General features: G+C 74.6%; 7 protein-coding genes and 1 pseudogene. All 8 read left to right on the top strand.

The annotated features are described in order from the left end of the window. Positions 1–68 precede the first annotated feature (68 nt). The 8 genes and pseudogenes from ACZ7MF_RS05915 (at position 69) to fxsT (ending at position 14,075) form a co-directional block, all read left to right on the top strand. Positions 69–539: a CU044_2847 family protein gene (locus tag ACZ7MF_RS05915; RefSeq protein ID WP_388522456.1), complete on the top strand. Its 471-nt coding sequence runs from the start codon at positions 69–71 to the stop codon at positions 537–539. Further along, complete coding sequence (locus ACZ7MF_RS05920) at positions 536–2,791, top strand: VMAP-C domain-containing protein (protein ID WP_471474732.1); 2,256 nt, start codon at positions 536–538, stop codon at positions 2,789–2,791. Before ACZ7MF_RS05915 ends, ACZ7MF_RS05920 begins: the two co-directional genes overlap by 4 nt. Positions 2,792–2,960: 169 nt before the next feature. After that, positions 2,961–3,983, top strand: coding sequence for an AAA family ATPase (locus ACZ7MF_RS05925; RefSeq protein WP_471474733.1), 1,023 nt, complete (start codon positions 2,961–2,963; stop codon positions 3,981–3,983). Positions 3,984–4,077: 94 nt separating this feature from the next. Continuing rightward, complete coding sequence (locus ACZ7MF_RS05930) at positions 4,078–7,371, top strand: SAV_2336 N-terminal domain-related protein (protein ID WP_471475201.1); 3,294 nt, start codon at positions 4,078–4,080, stop codon at positions 7,369–7,371. A 20-nt stretch (positions 7,372–7,391) separates the two neighbouring features. Next, entirely contained in the window at positions 7,392–7,586 is a 195-nt protein-coding gene (fxsA, locus tag ACZ7MF_RS05935; RefSeq protein ID WP_471474735.1) for an FxSxx-COOH cyclophane-containing RiPP peptide, read from the top strand. A gap of 152 nt (positions 7,587–7,738) precedes the next feature. After that, a pseudogene (locus ACZ7MF_RS05940) lies at positions 7,739–8,887 on the top strand (FxsB family cyclophane-forming radical SAM/SPASM peptide maturase); the annotation flags it as partial. Positions 8,888–9,363: 476 nt separating this feature from the next. After that, positions 9,364–10,923, top strand: coding sequence for an aKG-HExxH-type peptide beta-hydroxylase (locus ACZ7MF_RS05945; RefSeq protein ID WP_471474736.1), 1,560 nt, complete (start codon positions 9,364–9,366; stop codon positions 10,921–10,923). Positions 10,924–11,051: 128 nt separating this feature from the next. Next, positions 11,052–14,075: an FxSxx-COOH system tetratricopeptide repeat protein gene (fxsT, locus tag ACZ7MF_RS05950; protein WP_471474737.1), complete on the top strand. Its 3,024-nt coding sequence runs from the start codon at positions 11,052–11,054 to the stop codon at positions 14,073–14,075. Positions 14,076–14,105: the final 30 nt, after the last annotated feature.

The following is a 14,105-nucleotide window of genomic DNA, read 5'->3' on the forward strand; positions in this document are numbered from 1 at the left end:
CAAGGATAGGCGTCCACAGGGCCGTGTCTTCCGGGGCCGTCGAGGGGGCGCGGGGACGGGGGAATCGCATGGGACAGGAAGCGACGCGCGTCACGCGCATCGTGCTGCCGGACGGGACACCGGTCTGGGCCCGGATCTCGGGCGCGGCCGAGCTGCCGGCACCGTCCGGGCAGCTGTCGTTCAGCGACACCGGCTTCACCGAGCGGATCGAGGCGAGCGTGGAGAGCCTGAACGCGCTCGTGACCGGTGTCGCGCGCTCGCTGGCGGAACCATTGCGCGCGGTGCGGCCGGACGAGGTGAGCGTCCAGTTCGGCATCGAGCTGACGGCCAAGGCCGGCAAGGTCGTGGGTCTCCTCGCCGACGGCGAGGCCAAGGCGGGCATCTCGGTCACCCTCACTTGGAACGGCGGCCCGCCGGACCCGTCCGCGCCCGACGCGCGCGCCCCGGGCGGTGAGCCCCCCGACGCCACCGCGGACGCGTCCGCCCGCGCCCCGGAGCACGGCGGGACGGGAGCCGCCGCCTCCGGGAGCGGGGCGTGATGCACGGACGCGCCCCCGGCGCACCGGGGGCCCAGGACGCGGCCCGCCGTGCGCTGCGTGGCCTCGTCATGGCGGCGACCGTTCGCATTCATCGGCCGGACGCCGGGTATGCCCTGGACGAACCCGGAACGTTCCTCGGAAGCGGCTACTTCGTCGCGCCGAGCTGGGTTCTGACCTGCGCACACGTGGCATGCGGCGGTGAGGGGGGCGAAGTCGTGGTGGTGTACGAGCCCGCACCGGGCCGCGGCATGTCCGCGGTCCCGGGCCACGTGGCGGCGGCCCTTCCCGAGGGCGCCGGATCCGTGCCCGGCAACTGGCCCGCCCCCGACCTCGCGCTGGTGCGGCTGAGCGAGCCGGCCGACCACGAGTGCGTGTACCTCTCCGAGCGCCCGGCGGCCTACTTCGGCGAGGGCAAGGTCCTGTACGCGGGCTGGACGGTGGTCGACGGGCGACTGAGGATGCTCGACGGCACCCTCTCCGTGCAGGGCACCATCGGCGGCTGGAACGCGGACGTCCAGATGCGGCTGGGGGACAACGACCTCCCGGACGGCGTCTCCGGCGGCCCCGTGATCGATCCGGAGCGCGGCGAGGTCATCGGCGTACTGAAGTCGCGTTCCGCCCACGCGCGCGGGGGCACCTCCACCGGGCTCGAACAACTGCGGACGCTGCCCGTGCCCGCCGGAGAGCTGAAGACCGAACCCGACGACCTGTACCAGGCGGTGGTGCACGCCCACGACCGCTACCACCGCGACCGGCAGCGCCATCCGGACGCGCGCCGTCACACCTGGGCCGACGTGCAGGGCCAGCTCGGGGCCCGGCCCGGTCAGACGCTGAGCCCCGACGAGCGCGTCCAGTTGCTCGGACGCCTCGCGGACCTGCCGCCGCCGGCCAGCACCCGCTCCCTGCTGGACCTCCTCGACTCACTGCAGGACTTCGAGGCACCGGCTCCGCTGCCCGCCCCGCGCGGCTGGCGGGACGGACTCGGTGCCCTGTACGAGTACGCGCGCGACGACGGCGCCCTCTACCTGGTGCTCGACTACGCGGTGCACGCCATGACCGCGGACCGCCCGTTCCTCGCGCCCAGTACGCCGGCCGCCGAGGAGGCCCTGTGGGCCGGGATCTGGCAGGCCGCCCAGCGGCTCGGCCCCGGCCGCCGGAGCGCCCTCGTCGAACGTCGGATGGCCAGGATGACGGCGCGCCGGCCCGCCCCGGGTCCGGCCTCCGGGGCGAACGGGGCGCCCGCCGGCGGCGCTGAACGGTCGGCGGCCGGGCAGTCGTCCGTGCTGGTGGAGATCGTGCGGCGGGGATGGGAGCCGGACCACTGCGACTGGTCGGTCTTCGTCGTGCGCTCCGACGGAGAGGCGAAGCGGCTCAAGGAGGTCCAGCGCGTCCCGCTGGCCGACCTCCCCGCCCATCTGTCCGCACCCCTCAAGGAGGCGTTCCGGCAGTGCGACACGCCGGGGCGGCCGGCCGTCCTCCAGGTGGCGACGGAGCACTCACTGCTGGCGCTCGACGTGGACGAATGGCGGCTCGGCCCCGAGGACGAGCGACTCGGCACACAGCGCCCGGTCGTCCTGCGCTGCTCCGACCGCGACCAGCTCACCGAGAATGGCGAGAACCCCGAGTACGGCGAGAACCCCGGATACGGCGAGAACCCCGGATACGCCGCGTACGGCGCGTACTCCGCATACGGCGAAGACGGTGCAGGCGGTGGAATCGGCCGGAGCCGTGGGACCGGCGGAGGAGGCGTGCAGCCGGCGGGCGCTCCAAACGGTGACTACCACCTGGACATCGACGAGGAACGCAGAGCCCGCTGGCGCTGGCTGCACGCCCATCCGGTGACGGCCGCGGTCCTGGACTGCGACGACGGCCTGCGCAAACCGGTGCCGCCCGTCGAGGAGTTGCGGGGCCTGTCGCACGGCACGGTCCCGGTGCTGTGCCGCTTCGACGCCCACGGCGGCGAGGACGACGCGGAGGGGCTCGCCCGGCTCGTGCGCGGCGGCTTCGGCGTGGCGCTGTGGCGCCGTGGGTACGGGCTGCCGGAGACGGTCTGCGGCGAGTTCCACCGCGGCACCCTGGACCAGATCGCGGGCCCGGCCGGCGCCCACCGACTGCCCGAGGCCGTGCGCGACCTGCGCCACAGACTGCGATCGGGGCGGCCCGAGACTTTCTGGGCCCACGGCATAGCGCTGCTGTACGACGACCCGCACCAACCCCTGCCCGGCGCGGGCGACCTGCTGGAGGCACCTTGACCGCGGCCCGCGCGGGTCCGTGTCGACCGCGCGCCCCGGCGTTTCAAGTCCCCCTGACGAGGCACCCCTTGAGCGATGTGCCTCTTACCAGTCCCGTTCAGGATCGATACCGTGATGGACGCCCCACGACGACCGCGCCCCCCGGACGAGTGACGACGAGGATTGGATCATGACCGAATCCAGCGAGTGGCTCATCTACCGGGGCGCCGGCGAACCCCACGACGGCATCGACCGTCTTCCCGACCCGCCCCCGTGGCGGGACTTCAGCAGCCGGGACGCGGCGGGTTCGGGCGACGGGTCCGAGGACCGCAGGCTCGGTGCCCACCGGCACCTGGCCGAACTGCACCGGCCGGGCGCCGAGGAACTCGAGATGATCAACGCCGCGCTGTACCTGCGGCGGCCGCTCCTCGTCACCGGCAGCCCCGGCGCGGGCAAGAGCACTTTGGCCCACTCGGTGGCGTACGAACTGGGCCTGGGCAACGTACTGCGCTGGTCCATCGTCAGCCGCTCCGAACTCCAGGACGGCCTCTACCACTACGACGCCATCGCCCGCCTCCAGGACGTGCAGATCGCCGCGCAGGCGGACAACGGCCCGGGGTCCGGGACGCCTGGCGCGGTCGACGGCATCGGCGGCTACATCCGGCTCGGCCCCCTGGGCACCGCGCTGCTGCCCTCCGACAAGCCGCGCGTCCTGCTCATCGACGAGCTGGACAAGAGCGACATCGACCTGCCCAACGACCTCCTGAACGTACTGGAGGAGGGCGAGTTCGCCATCCCCGAGCTGGAACGCATCGCGGACCGGCTGCCGGACCGTACGGCCGAGGTGCTCACCGCGGACGGCGTGAAGGTGCCGGTGCGCGACGGCCGCGTGCGCTGCCGCGCCTTCCCGTTCGTGGTGCTCACCAGCAACGGCGAACGCGACTTCCCGGCCCCGCTGATGCGGCGCTGCATCCACCTGGAGCTCGGCCGCCCCGACCACAACCGGCTCGCCACCTTCGTACGGGCCCACCTGGGCGACGAGGCGGCACGCGCGGGCGACGACCTCGTCACCCGGTTCCTGGAGCGGTCCCGCAGCGAGCTGCTGGCCACGGACCAGTTGCTCAACGCGATATACCTCACCGACGCCGCCGCCACGCCCAGCCGCGACCGCCTGGCCGACCTGCTCATCCAGCGGCTCGACCGTCCGAGGTGACGCGATGCCCGACGAGACGGCGCGCCACGGTCCCGGCCACCACGGCACCCCCGGCGGCGACGGCGGCGACGGTTCCGAGGCAGGGCGCGCCGCCGTGCCCGCCGACGACCCGCTCGCCCGACTCGTCCTGAGGCTGCGGGAGATCGGCCTGGACCCGGACGCCGAGCAGCTCTGCGACGCGCTCTGGCTGGCCCGGTGGACCCGCTCCGCCGACGCCACGGACGCTGCGCCCGCCCCGAACACCCGCGTCGCGCCCCCGGTGGTCCGGCCGCCGGCCAGACCCCTGTCCCTGCCACCGGACCAGACCCGGCCGCCCGCGCCCGAGCCGCCCGACGCTCCGGCCGCCCGCCGCGTGGCCCTCTACCCGCTGCCCCCGGGCGACGGTTCCGGTGCGCACGGAACCGGCCCGGCCCGGGCACTGCCGGTGGGTGTGCCCGCGGCCCCCGTGCTGCCCGCGCCGCTCGAACTCCAGCGAGCCCTGCGCCCCTTGCAGGGATACCGGAGCCCGGCCATCCCCCTGCGGTCCGAGCTCGACGAGGTCCGGACCGCGGAGGTGAGCGCCCGGGCCGGGGGACTGATCCTGCCCGTCCGCCGGTACCTGTCCCGCCGGGACGCCCGGTTGCAACTGGTGCTGGACGCCTCCTCCTCGATGCGCGTGTGGGGCCGGCTGTTCGCCGAACTGGCCCAGATCTTCAGCGGGCTGGGAGCCTTCTCGGACGTCCAGGTCAGCCATCTGCACCAGGGGCCGGACGGGGGCCCGGCCGTCAGCCGCAGCGCCGACCCGTACGGTGCGCCGCTGCACGCCGCCGACCGGCTCAGCGATCCGACCGGACGCCGGATCGTCGTCCTGGTCAGCGACTGCGCCGGCCCGCTGTGGCACGGCGGCCACGCCCACCGGCTGCTCCACCACCTGTCCCGGCAGGGCCCCGTCGTCGTGCTCCAGCCGCTGCCGCAGCGCATGTGGAACCGCACCCGGCTGCCCGTCACCTTCGGCGGCCTGTCGCGCGGTGACACCCTGGGCGGAGGCGCCGTGCTGCGGGTGCGAACGGCCTCCGGCGCCGCCGCCGAGGCCCGCCGGGGCGCGCTGGCCGTCCCCGTACTGCCGCCGGAGCCGGTGGCCCTCGGGTCGTGGGCACGGCTGCTGGCCGGTGCCGGTCCGGTGCCCGGCGCCGTGGGCTGGGTGCGTGCCGACCAGCCGGCCGCCGCGGCCACCCGCCCGGACCGCCGCCGCACACCGCTGGAACGGGTCAGCCGGTTCAGCGCCGGAGCGTCTCCGGCCGCCGCGCGCCTGGCCGTCTATCTCGCGGCGACCCCGCTCTGCCTCCCGGTGATGCAGCTGGTCCAGCGGACGATGCTGCCCGGGTCCGGCCCGTCCGAACTCGCCGAGGTCCTGGTCGGCGGCCTGGTCACCCGGGTCCGCGCGGACCAGGGCGGGGACGGCTCCCAGTGGTACGACATCGACCCCGAGGTGCGCGAGGCCCTGCTGTCCCGGCTCGGCCGGGACGAGGCCATGCTGGTCCTCAAGCACTGCTCGGAGTACATCGAACAGCACTTCGGCAAGGGCGGCCCCAACTTCCCGGCGCTCGCGCTGGCCCAGCTCGGCGACGGCGGCCCCGGACGCCCGCACCCGCACTCCTCCGGCGCCGAACCCGGGTACCCGGGCGAGAACGGCGGCGACGGCGGGACCGTCCCGGTCCCGCAGCCCTTCGCGGAGGTCGCGGCCCGGATCCTGGAGCGGTTCATGCCGTTGCCCGAGCAGTTCGCGACGTACGACAGCCGGACCGGCCCGCAGGTCACCGCGGAGCGGCCCACGCACCGGGCGGTCGTCCGGGCGCGCGCCCTGCTCTCCCGGTTCGACGGCGAGGGCATGGTCCAGGACGTCATCGACGCCGTGCAGCTGCTGCGCGGCGCCACCGAGCAGGTACGGCCGGCCGCCGCCGACCCCGAGCTGTGGGGCGAGTACGCGCGCTGCACCCTGCGGCTGTGGGAGGTGCAGGGCGGGGCCGCGCTGCTGCAGGAGGCGACCCGGGCCGCCGAACGGGCCGCCTCGTCGCCGCACGCCCTGCGCGAACGCGCCGTCCTCGCGCGCGTACTGCACGCCGCCGCCACCGACGCGCGACGGCGCGGAGACCGGTCCGGCGCGCTCGACCTGCTGCGCCGCGCCGACCGGGAGTACGCGGTCGCCTGCGCGGCACCCGGCCTGGACGAGGGGGAGGCGCTGCGGCTCACCCTGGAACGGGTCGCCTCCCTGGAGACCCAGTGGCGCCTGGGCGGCGACAGCGCCCTCCTGCAGAGTGCCGTCGGCATGCTGGAGGCCTTCGCCGACGCCTGGCCCGACCGCGGCGACCGCCCCGCCGAGCTGCTGCTGGCCCACGGCCGCACCCTGCTGCGTCTGTCGGAGGTGACGGCGGACCCGGTCCAGGTCCGGTCGTACGCGGAGCAGTCGGCGCGGTCGCTGCGCAGGGGACTGGAGTCCGGCCCGGCACGGGACACCAACGAGTCCGTCCGTGACCGGGTCCGGGTGCTGATCGACCTGGTCGACGCGCTGCTGTCGGCGGGCGGCCCGCTGGAGGAGGCCCAGGCCAGGACCGACGAGGCCCTCGGCCGTGTCCGCGAGCAGGCGCAGCGCGCGGCGTTGCTGGTCCGCGCCGGGCGGGTGGCCGTCGCGCGCTACGCCGAGTCGGGGGAGCCGCCCGAACTGCACGGGGCCGCCGACCGCTTCGCACAGGCGGCGCACTGGATGTCCCGGGACGCGCCCGCGCACGCGGACGTGCTCGCCGAGTGGGGGAGCGTACTGCTCCGGCTGGCCGCGCTGGAGCCCGCCGACCGGCGCCAGGACCAGTTGTCCCGCGCGATCCGGGTGCTGCGGGACTGCCGGATGGAGACCCCGGCGGGCAGCCGGCGGGTCGCCCACCGGCTGTTGCTCCTCGGACAGGCGCTCATGCTCCGGTACCAGGCGCGCGGCGACCGGGTCGACCTCCGGGAGGCGGAGCATCTCTTCGGGCTCGCCGCGGCCGACGCGGAGGACCCGTTGCTGGCGGCGCGCTGCCGACTGGAGCTCGGGCAGGCCCAGTTCGAGGCCTTCCAGAGCCTGGGCCGCGCGGCCCGCCTGGACGTGGCGGTCGACGCCTTCCGGGCGGCCGCCGAGTCCGCCCACCGGGCCGAGGAGGAGGCCGAAACCGAGCGTCGGCGCCAAGAAGCGGTGGAGCTCGCCGCGCAGGCGCACCACTGGCGGGGTATGTCCTTCGAGGCGGCCGTGCGGCCGCGCGCGGCCCGGGACGCCTACGCGGCGGCGCGGGCGCAGTGGGACCGGTTGCCGGACGACCGGCTGGCCACGGGGGAACCGACCGCACGGCAGACGGCGCAGCGGCTCGCCGACCTGGAGTGAGCGGAGGAGAGGAACGGGGCATGGACATACGGGACGAGACCGGGCCGGAGCAGGCGCCTGCGGGCGCCGGGGAGCCGCTGCCCGACCTGCTGGAACTGGACCTCGCACAGCTGGGCACCATCGAACATCCGGTGCTGCGCGAGGTGCTGGGGGAACTGAGGGCGCGGGCCGCGGAGCCGAGCGAGATGCTGTGGGGTTTCGACAACTCCTTCTGACCGGCGGCCGCGTCGTCCGGGCGCGGGAAGACATGTGAATAGGACAACTTTCGCCGCGCCGAGTTTTGGGCACCTGCCGCGCCGGGAATGCGGCTTCGTGCGGCACGGTGCCGTGGCGCGGACTCGCGGCGACGCCGGCGGGCCGTTACGGCATGGGGGGTGCTGGAGTGTCGGAACAGGCCATGACCTTTCCCTTCCGGCAGTTCATCGTCAAGATGCACGGCCGCTGCAACCTCGCGTGCACTTACTGCTACCTCTACGAAGGCCCCGACAGCAGTTGGCGCGACCGTCCCGCCTCCGCCTCCGCCGCCGTCCTGGACCGCACCGCCACCCGCATCGCCGAGCACGCCGACCGGCACGCCCTGCGTGACCTGGCGCTGGTTCTGCACGGGGGCGAACCGCTGCTCGCGGGAGCCGGCCCGCTCGCCGAGGTCGCCGGGCGGGTGCGGGAACTCGTCCCGCGAGGGTGTCAGGTCCACGCCACTGTCCAGACCAACGCCACCCTGCTCACCGAGGAACGCCTTGCCGTCCTGGCCGACGCCGGCATCCGCGTCGGCATCAGCCTCGACGGAGGCACCGCCGCCCACAACCGACGGCGGGTGGACCACGCGGGCCGCCCGTCCTGGCCCGCCGCGGCACGGGGGGCTCGCCTCGTCGCCGAACGCTTCCCAGCGTCGTACGCCGGGCTCCTGACCGTCGTCGACCCGACGCTGGACCCGGTCGAGACGTACGAGTCGCTGCTCGGCCTGCGCCCGCCCGCGCTGGACCTGCTGCTGCCGCACGGCAACTGGTCCGCGCCGCCGCCGGGCCGGACCGGCGTCCGGTACGGCGACTGGCTGTGCGCCGTCTTCGACCGCTGGTGGGCCGCCGGACGGCGGGAGGTCCGGGTACGGCTCTTCGAGGAGTGCGTGGCGCTCCTGCTGGGGCTGCCCGCGGCCACCGAGGCGCTGGGGCTCACGCCGTTCGACGCGGTCGTGGTGGAGACCGACGGGTCGATCGAGCAGGTCGACTCCCTCAAGTCGGCGTACCCCGGCGCCGCGCGCACCGGCCTCGACGTGTTCCGCCACACCTTCGACGACGCGCTGCGGCACCCGGGCGTGGCCGCCCGGCAGGCCGGCACCGCGTCGCTCGCGGGACAGTGCCGGGCCTGCCCGCTGCTGCGGGTCTGCGGGGGCGGGCACTACGCGCACCGCTACCGCGCCGGGCACGGCTTCCGGAACCCGTCCGTGTACTGCGCGGACCTCCAGCGCTTCATCCGCCACGTGTCCTCACGGCTCACCGCCGCCGCGGGTGGACCGACTCGGGGCGGCCTGGTGACGACCGGCTTGCCGGGGGGTGGTGCGGCCGCGACCGGTCTGCCGGAGAGCGGTCCGCCCGCGACCGGTCTGCCCGCGACCGGTCTGCCCGCGACCGGTCTGCCCGCGACCGGTTCGGCCGCGGCTGGCCCGCCTGTGAACGGCCCCTCCACGACGGTCCCGACGTCGGCTGGTCCGTCGGCCATCGGCCCGGCGTCGGACGGTCTCTCCGCCGTCGGCCCGGCGCCAGTCGGCCCGGCGTCGGCTGGTCCGTATCCCATGGGCCCGGCGTCGGACGGTCACTCCGTCGGCGGCCCGGCGCCGGCCGGACCGGCCGCGATCGCGCCGGCTCCCGCTGGGGCGGCGTCGGCTGGTTCGGGTGCCTCGGTCGGTCCCGCGTCGGCCGGCGTGGCCTCGGTGTGGCCGGGCGTCAGTGGCGCGGCTGCCGCCGGGACGGGCCCGGCCGGAGGGGGCGTTTCGTGATGTTTCCAGTCGTTCCCGAGCGGGCCCTTCTCGAACTCGCCCGGACCGAGGGCGGATCCGACACCCTGACGCTCCTCGTGCGGGACCAGGACACGCGGCGGCTGCTCCTGCTGCGTGCGGTGCTCGACGCGGCCGAGGCGGCGGAGCGGTCCGTCTGCACCGCCGCGCAGAAGGCGAGGCTGCGCGCGGACTGGGCGCTGCTGACCGAGGCGGACCGGCTCCCGGCACCGGGCGCGCCGCCCCCGGAGCACCGGCCCGGACGCGCGGCAACGCGTGGCGACCGCGACGCCCTGCCCGGAGCGCGGAGCACCCATGCCGACGCCGACGCCCCGCCCGGTGCGGTCCCGTCGGGCGCCGACGCGCGGTTCGCGAACCCGGCACGTGCCCGCCTCTTCCATCCGCTCACCGGCCCCTGGGCACGCTCCTGTCTGCGTGGCCTCGACGCCACCCCGGGGCCCGCGGGCGGCGAGCGGGAGCGGCGGCTGCGGCGCGACCTCGCGCACTTCAGCGCGATCGCCGCGGTGGTCGCCGCCGGTGCCGGCATCCCGTTCAGCACCCGGCTCACCGCCCGCGCCGGAGTCCTCGCCCTCCCCTCGCTCGGCGCCCTGCACACGGCCAGGTCCGGTGACGTACCCGTCGACGTCACCTGCACCGAAGGCCGACTGGTCCTGCGCCAGGCCGACGCCCCCGACGCGACCGTCCACCTGGAGAGCGGCGTCGGCGCCTGGTCCGGCGCCCTCGCCTGGACGCCCGCCCACGCCCTGCCCGGCCTCACCCCGACGGCACCGCCCCTGCCGCTGGACGACCTCGACCCGTACCGCGAGCTGCCCGACGGCCCCGGCCACGGCGACCTGCGCACACCGCTCGCCCTCGACGACGCGGAACGCAAACGTTGGCTCCAGGCCTGGTCCGGCACGGCCCTCGCGCTCCGCGCGGGCGGCGCGCAACGCCTCGCCGAAGCGGGCGCGCTGCTGCGTTGCCTCGTCCCGCTGGAGACGCCGCCCGACGTCGGCACCGGCCGCGGCAGTTGCAGCGCCACGCGCCGTGAGGCGTTCGGCGCCCTCCTCAGCAGCACCCCGCCCGACCCCGTGACCCTCGCCGCCACCCTCGTGCACGAGTTGCAGCACGCCAAACTCGCCGCCCTCGGCGACCTGGTGACCCTGCACCGAGCCGGTCCCGCGGCGCGGTACTTCGCCCCCTGGCGCGCCGATCCCCGGCCCTACGACGGCCTGCTCCAGGGCACGTACTCGCACCTCGCGCTGGCCGCGTTCCACCAGCGCCGGGCGCTCGTCGGCGGGCTCCCGGACCGGGACTGGGCGTGGGCCCAGCACGCGCGCTACCGCGCCCAGGTCGGGGCCGCCCTGCCCGCCCTCGTCGGTTCGCCCGACCTCACCGTGCGCGGACGCCGGTTCGTCGACGAGATGGCCGCCACCCACGAACGGATGGCGGAACACCCCGCGCCCAGGGGCCACGTCGCCCGCGCACAGGCGTACGTGGCCGCCGCGCGCACACTGTGGACCCGGCGTCACGCCTCCACGCTCCCGCCCTCTAACGGATGAATGCCCACGCGCGGCGGCCGGGTACGGAAAGATCGTCCGCACAGGGGGTGTTGCCGTCGGTCGGCGGACTTACGCGCGACGCTCCGGGGTCCTAGGATTTTGTGGTACTACGCGCTGGAGGCCACTGCATGTCTGGAGCTCGCAAGCCGGTCGAGACGGCCGAGAGGGGGACCGCCAGGCAGACGGTCACGATCCACTTCGCAGGCTTCAACCGAGCCTGGGCGGCCTGGATCGGGGACCGGCTGGAGCGGCGTGGCGTACGGGTGGTGCCGCTGCGCTGGGACTCCCCGGCCGATGTCCCCCTGGTGGACCTGCTGCGCGACCTGACGCTCGCCGAGGGCCGGGTCCTCATCATCGTCAGCGAGTGGTACTTCCAGCTCGGACCGCGCACCCACGAGGAGTGGAACGCGGCGCTGCGCGAGATCGTCGCCCCCGACCCCTCCCGGTTCGCGGCCGTGTCGGTCACCACGGCGGCGGTCCCGGCCGCCGCGGCCGTACTGGCACCGGTCGCCCTGACCAACATGGGCGCCGAGGAGGCGGAGCGCCGCCTGCTGGACCGGCTCGACCTGTCGCCCGAGGCGCTCGCCGAGTCCCCGGCGGAGTCGCGGCGCGCGCCGCGGTTCCCGGCGGCGATGCCGGACGTGTGGGGCGTGGTGCCGCGACGCAACACCCGCTTCACCGGCCGCGAGCCGCTGTTCAACGAGGCCTACCACCTCCTCCAGAGCGCCGAGTCCGGCGCCGGCGTGCTGACCCTGCACGGCATGTCCGGAGTGGGCAAGACCCAGTTCGCCGCCGAGTACGCGCACCGATTCGGGTCCGAGTACGACGTGGTCTGGTGGGTGAACGCGGAGAAGCGCGTCACCTACCGGCGGCAACTGGCCGAGCTCGCCCCGAAACTGAACCTGCGGACCGGTCAGGAGTACGGCGAGCGACTGCGCGCCGTACGCGACGCGCTCCGTCGCGGGGAGCCCTACTCGAGGTGGTTGCTGGTCCTGGACGGGGCCGACGAGCCGGACCAGATCTGGGACCTGCTGCCGACCGGCCCCGGACACGTCATCGTCACCTCGCGCAACCCCGAGTGGAGCGAGCACAACAGCAAGCTGCTCGAAGTCCGCGTCTATCCCCGCGACGAGTCGGTCGCGTTCATCCGCCGCCGCGCCCCCCGCCTGTCGGAGGCGGACGCCGACCAACTGGCCGAGGCGCTGGGCGACCTGCCGCTGCTGCTCGACCAGACGGCGGGCTGGCTGAACGACTCCGACCTGTCGGTCGACGAGTACATCGCCCTGCTGGAGGGCGGCATCGACAGCGACGTGGTGAAGGTGTCGGCGGACTTCCCGCTGGCCTTCCAGACCGCCTGGTCGATACTGCTGAACAAACTCCGGGAGACCGTCCCGGAGTCCGTCGACCTCCTGCGCCTGTGCACCTTCTTCGCGCCGGGTTTCATCCCCGTACGCCTGCTGAAGGAAATGCCCGTCGACGAGCTCCCCGAGCAGCTCGCCGGACTGCTCAACGACCCGCTGCTGTGGAACAAGGCGATCAACCAGCTGCGCACCTACTCGGTGGTCCGGCTGGAGTCCCACGAGGCGTCCCTCGACGAACCGGTGTCCGCCGGAGAATCGCTCTACCTGCACCGCATGGTCCACCAGATCGTGCACAAGGACATGCCGGACGCCGACCGCGGCGAGTTCATCGACGTCGTACGGCGGGCCCTGGCCGCGGCCGATCCGGGCCGGCCGACCGAGACCCGGCTGTGGCCGGGCTACGCGGAGATCGTGCCGCACCTGAAGTACGCGGACGTCCTCAAGAGCAAGGACACGAAGGTCCAGCGCATGGTCCTGAACTGCCTGCGCTACATGTACTTCTCCGGCGAGTACCGGGCCGGCATCAAGCTCGGCGAGCGCGCCCTCACCGCCTGGCGCCGCCTCCTCGGTCCGACCCACGCGCGCATCTGGGAGCTGACCTACCACTACACCAACCTGCTGCGCGCCATGGGCGACTACGCCCGCACCGAGACCCTCAGCCGCGACGCGGTCGAGCACCTCAGGGAGGAACGCGGACCGCAGGACCTCGACCACCTGCGCGCCGCCGCGGGCCTGGGCGGCGACCTGCGCGGCCTCGCCCGCTACGACGAGGCCCTGGAACTCTCCCAATGGGTCCTGGCGGCCTACCGCGAACTCATCGGCGAGCAGGATTCCAGGACCCTGAGCGCGCAGAACAACCTGGCCACCTCGCTGCGCCTGCTCGGCCGCTACGGGGAAACGCTGGAAACGGACCGGCGCACCATGGAGGCGCGCCGTCAGCTCCTGCGTGCGCGCCACCCGTGGGCGCTCAGTTCGGAGATCAACTACGCGGTGGACCTTCGCCTGTTGGGCCGCTACTCCGAGGCGGAGTCCATCCAGGTGAAGAACGTCCGCGAGAACCGACTCGTGATGGGCCCCGACAATCCGCAGACCCTCAAGGCGGAGTACAACCTCGCGCTGTGCCGGTACCGCACCGGTGAACAGGCCCCTCGTGGTGAGGAGCCGGGGCCGATGCTCGCGAGTGTCCTGGAGCGCGGTGAGCGTGTCCTCGGCGAGAGCCACCCGCTCACGCTGATCTTCGCGACCGGCCAGAGCTGCTACGCCCGCGAGCACGGTGACATCGACCAGGCGCGCGAGGTCAGTGAGGCCGTGGTCGCACGCTACGAGATGATGCTCTCCGAGGGGCACCCGTTCATCGCCGGGTCCCGTGTCAACCAGGCCCTGATCCTGCGCAACGTCGGCGAACGCGAGCACGGCCACGCCCTCGTCGAACAGGCGCTGGCCGAGATGACGCAGGCCGTCGGCGAGAGCCACCCCTGGACACTCGGCTGCGCCCTGAACGCCTCCGCGCTGCGGAACCTGGTGGGCGACACCGAGGGCGCCGCCGAACTCAGCCGGGACACGGCGGCGCGGGCCATCGAGTCGCTCGGGCGCACGCACCCGCTCACGCTGTCGACCCGTATCGCGCATGCGGCGGACCTGCGCGGCCTGCGGGACCGCCGGGAGGCGGAGAAGGTCGAACAGGAGGCACTGTCCGACCTGGACGCGACACTGGGGACCAAGCACACGCACACCCTCTCCGCCCGTGCCCGCAACCGCCCGTACTGGGACTTCGAACCTCAGATCACCTGACATCGCGAAGAGATGGAGCGGACCGGACGC

It is taken from the genome of Streptomyces sp. NPDC111628 (assembly GCF_055635195.1).

Coding starts and splice junctions, on each gene's coding strand:
- ACZ7MF_RS05915 (WP_388522456.1), top strand. CDS start 69: ATGGGACAGGAAGCGACGCGCGTCACGCGCATCGTGCTGCCGGACGGG.
- ACZ7MF_RS05925 (WP_471474733.1), top strand. CDS start 2,961: ATGACCGAATCCAGCGAGTGGCTCATCTACCGGGGCGCCGGCGAACCC.
- fxsA (WP_471474735.1), top strand. CDS start 7,392: ATGGACATACGGGACGAGACCGGGCCGGAGCAGGCGCCTGCGGGCGCC.
- ACZ7MF_RS05945 (WP_471474736.1), top strand. CDS start 9,364: ATGTTTCCAGTCGTTCCCGAGCGGGCCCTTCTCGAACTCGCCCGGACC.
- fxsT (WP_471474737.1), top strand. CDS start 11,052: ATGTCTGGAGCTCGCAAGCCGGTCGAGACGGCCGAGAGGGGGACCGCC.